The 4,276-nt window shown below is 43.2% G+C and carries 4 protein-coding genes; 3 read left to right on the forward strand and 1 reads right to left on the reverse strand.

Annotated elements, in window-relative coordinates; all coding sequences use genetic code 11:
• Positions 1 to 321: LysR family transcriptional regulator (locus MHN01_RS18185; RefSeq protein ID WP_239412636.1), on the reverse strand; the 321-nt coding region annotated here is incomplete at its 3' end.
• A gap of 138 nt (positions 322 to 459) precedes the next feature.
• Here MHN01_RS18185 and MHN01_RS18190 point away from each other — a divergent pair.
• From MHN01_RS18190 to MHN01_RS18200, 3 genes are all read left to right on the forward strand, one after another.
• Complete coding sequence (locus MHN01_RS18190; protein WP_239412637.1) at positions 460 to 1,272, forward strand: enoyl-CoA hydratase/isomerase family protein; 813 nt, start codon at positions 460 to 462, stop codon at positions 1,270 to 1,272.
• Between the two features lie 272 nt (positions 1,273 to 1,544).
• Positions 1,545 to 2,447, forward strand: coding sequence for a DUF535 family protein (locus MHN01_RS18195; protein WP_239412638.1), 903 nt, complete (start codon positions 1,545 to 1,547; stop codon positions 2,445 to 2,447).
• A 266-nt stretch (positions 2,448 to 2,713) separates the two neighbouring features.
• Positions 2,714 to 3,940, forward strand: a complete 1,227-nt coding sequence (locus MHN01_RS18200; RefSeq protein ID WP_239412639.1) for a M20/M25/M40 family metallo-hydrolase — start codon at positions 2,714 to 2,716, stop codon at positions 3,938 to 3,940.
• Positions 3,941 to 4,276 lie beyond the last annotated feature (336 nt).

Raw genomic sequence — 4,276 nt, forward strand, 5'->3', positions numbered from 1 at the left:
AACATACTGGCGACCAAACAAGGTCGAGCTGGTGATGCGCAATACGCCCTTGGGCTCGGCATGGTAATTCTGTGCCAGCCGATGTGTATCATTTAGCAAAGTCCGCAATGACTTGGCCTGATTCACCATTTCGTTCCCTGCGGCAGTTAAAGATAACGAACGTGTCGTTCGGTTTAGCAAACGAACGCCAAGCTCATCCTCTAATCGGCTGATATGTTTAGAGATGACCGATCGATCAACATTTCTTTGCTCGGACACTTTGGTGAATGAACCAAGTTCTATCACTTCGAGTAGCAGCAATAATCGACTAGAAAAATCCATATGCTTTCTTTTTGTTGCACTAATAGCACCAATTATATGCCAGTTAGCGCATTTTTCCTCACCTATAATACTCCTATAGTAACCACACATTGAGGGCTTGAACTGACAGAGCCTATTTACTCAAGTGAGGAAGATTCCATGAACACACTATCGATTACCCACAACAACGGTATCGCAACAGTCGCTATCAATAATCCGCCAGTGAATATTCTGACGATTGAGCTGATAAACGAAATCAACGAGTTCCTGCTATCGCTAAAAGATGACCGCGATACAAAAGTGGTGGTATTCAAATCACTCCACGAAAAGTTCTTCCTGGCTCACTTAGATTTGCATGTGATCAACGGTACTCAGGGTGGTCAAGCGGCATCTATCGAGTTCAATCACATGATTGCCAACATTAAAGCAATGAAGCAAGTATCTGTGGCTGTGGTAAACGGTGTAGCACGAGGGGGCGGTAATGAGTTCGTCATGGCGTGTGACTTGGCATACGGCACAGAAACTGCCGCCTTTGCCCAGCCTGAAATTCACGTCAACATCCCGACTGGCGGCCAGGGTGCGGTTCATTTTGCAAGAAGAATGGGTAAAAACAAGGCACTACAAGCGTTGCTTCTAGGTAATGACTTTACCGCCCAACAGGCAGAAGCATTGAACATTATTACCCAGTATGTACCGAAGGCAGAAATGGATGCCTTCCTGGCTCAAACACTTGGGGTGATTAGCCAGCTTGAAGTTCGAGATATCGTGATGTACAAAGCGATCATCGAGACATCAATCAAAGATGAAAATGCTGGTGCTGAATTGGAATTGCGCTACTTCCTGGAGCGTGCAAAGGAAGAGAAGACACAGGCCATTATCAAGGCATTTCTTAAGCACGGCGGACAAACGGAGCGTGAAGCAAATGATATTCAGGGCATCTTTGTCGACACCGCCGCGGAGCTTGCGAAGTAAGCCTTAGATCATCAACACCAAGCGCAACGGAACATAGTCGCAAGCATTAGGAACGAAGTGCTCAGGCGCTCCCCCAATATACTGGGATTGGGGGACGCCTATGACAAGTAACTTGCCTATTACCCGGCTCTAAGTTGTATTGTTCCTGCTAGGTTGGATACTTCAAATTGTAATGACATTTCTGACAAACTCACACAAACCCATACAGTAGCTTTTATATCTCTTCAGCATAATTCCCTGCAGCATTAATAATTATAATTATGGAATCATTGATGAAGCTAAAGACGTTATACAATATTTCTAAAACAATATACGGGCCCCAAAAAAAATACAGCGTTTACAGAGATCAATGTAGGTTCTGTTTCCGGTATATAGCTAGTCCTGGAACGGCAAAAGCTATGCAATCAATGCAGAATGACAAGAACATAAGAGAACTTTTTAAGCTGAGACCAAAAATCTACGATCAACCAATGCACCCTCATGTGTGTGCTGATTGGGACAAAAAGACTCGCCTAAGAAACCTTTATGCTCATTTCAATTTCATGTCCACCGAACTTGGTAAAAAGTGTAAGGAAGTCTACTCAGAACAAGGATACAAACTATTTTCAATCCAGGGTAAAAATAGCGAGAACTACGATGTACGCCTTTATATGGGGGAATGGCGTGAAGGTAGTCTAGGTTTGGCAATAACAAATGAACTGTCGCAAGATATTTACTTCACCACATTCAATATTACTGAAAACAGAGATCTGTTTATTGGTTGCGTACAGGGTTCAAGGGGAAGAACAGAAAGTCTTCCTGATATCATTAAGTCCCTTACAAAAGCTCAGCATGGAATGCGCCCTAAAGCGCTTATTGTTGAGCTGACGTTGATGTTTGCACGACACTTTGGCATCAGGAACGTCTATTGCGTCACTAACAAGGGGCACGTTTACAGCGCGTCACGCTTTCGCACCCACAAACAACGCAAGAAAGTATTTTTCGATTATGACGCCTTTTGCACTGAGCTAAAAGGGGAGAAACACAGCAAGTATAGATTCAAGCTGCCTTTGAATAAAACTCGAAGAGATCTAAGCACGCTAAATCGCACCAAGAGAAAAATGTACTGTAAGCGATACGAACTGCTCGATAAGTATGAAAAGCAAATGGCAGCATCGCTTAGCAGTTTGAGATAATCGCTTCTTAAACTAACTTTCACACATGGGACTGCCCAGTAAATTGAAAGTTGCACATAGTTTATTTGGAAGACGACACTTGGTAATAACCAATACGCCACTTTGATGAAGCAGATCACAAATAGATGCCTCTTGTTCTTAATTAAGCATAACAAGCTTTAGGTTAACGGCTTTCTTCTATGGTAAATTTCCATATCAAAATACTGGCATATGGAAAATTGGCAGTAAGATTGCTTTACACCCAAATAGATTAAAAGAGCTAAATAATGAGTTTAGAGAACAACACGGAACAAAAACACGCTTGGCAAACCACTATGCCGCACGACCAATTTGAGTTTATGAAGAAGGTACTGGCCTCGCCTTCGCCAATTGGTTTTGAAGCCGCAATGAGCTATGGCGTTATTAAACCTGAATTTGAATCTTTTATGCCAGCCGGATGGGGAATTCATCAGTTTAAAGGGAATGCAGGGTTAGTTTTTGATTCGCATCCTGGTCGTGATGATCTGGTAAGCGTGATGATTGTTGGCCACGCTGACAAAATTCGCATGCAGGTACGCAAAATTGATGACGACGGTAAAGTATGGATTAACACCGATTCTTTCTTGCCTACAACTCTGATTGGTCATGAAGTCAAAGTATTTTGCCAACACCCGGATGAAGCTGGTAAGTTCAAAGTGATCGAAGGGTGCACTGTTGAAGCTCTGGGTGCGATTCACTTCTCCACTCCAGCTCAGCGCACAGGTGAACAAGGTATCAAGCCAGAATCAATTTATCTGGAGCTGCACACCTATGGCAAAGATCGTAAAGCACAAGTTGAAGCTTTAGGGCTACGTCCGGGTGACCCGATTCTTTTAGACCGCCCAATTAAGCATGGTGTATCTCAGGATACTTTTTATGGTGCTTACTTAGATAATGGTCTGGGTTGTTTCTCTGTGACAGAGATTGCACGTTTGGTGGCAGAAGAAGGTCTTGATAATGTTCGTGTCCTTTATACCATTGCCACCCATGAAGAGATTGGCCGATTTGGTTCTACACAGTTAGTGGGTGAGCTTAAGCCAGACGTATTAATTGCTACTGATGTAAACCATGACTACGAAGCGGCACCGGGAATTGGTAACCGTAAAATGAACCCACTTAAGATGGGTGATGGCTTTACCATTGGCCGAGGCTCTGTCATTTCAGAGTTTTTAGTTCAGTCTCTAGAAAATGTCTGCCGTGAGCAAGATATTCCTTACCAGCTAGACTTCTCTGGTCGTGATATGGGTACCGATGGTATGGCAGCTGCGTTAGCCGGCGTTGATAGTGCGGCAATCACCATTGGATACCCAATTCGTAACATGCATACATCGTCAGAATCTGCCCACACGGGTGATCTGCTTGCTTCTATCCATGCTCTTGCCGGGCTATTACGCCAGTTTAATGCGATGAATGATGGTAAAGGCATTACGCGTGATGATCTGAAAAATAGCCACATCCGCTTAGACCACATTTAACTAATTGTTTATTAAATAACATTCAGAGGCGCATAACAGCGCCTCTAGTTGTTTCCATGTATACCCGCGAGCATAACCCAAACGACGCCAGCTCGAAGTTGGTTTACCCAACCGACAAAGCGCTATTGTTGAAACCCCAACTACAGAATAGATATCAACTGTGCGACATCTATTCTTATTGAATGATATACCTTTAATCTCTGATACTGCACTTGGTCGAAATAGAGGGAGTAAAAACAAACGTTATCGTCTGTTTAATTTACTTTTTTATTTGAGATTCCTTTAGTACGAATCTTATTCACATTCCAGTTCATTAAGTGGCGGAGCACATATCGA

This window comes from Photobacterium sp. OFAV2-7, from assembly GCF_022347985.1.
Classification (GTDB): Bacteria; Pseudomonadota; Gammaproteobacteria; order Enterobacterales; family Vibrionaceae; genus Photobacterium.

Coding starts and splice junctions, on each gene's coding strand:
- MHN01_RS18190 (WP_239412637.1), top strand. CDS start 460: ATGAACACACTATCGATTACCCACAACAACGGTATCGCAACAGTCGCT.
- MHN01_RS18195 (WP_239412638.1), top strand. CDS start 1,545: ATGAAGCTAAAGACGTTATACAATATTTCTAAAACAATATACGGGCCC.
- MHN01_RS18200 (WP_239412639.1), top strand. CDS start 2,714: ATGAGTTTAGAGAACAACACGGAACAAAAACACGCTTGGCAAACCACT.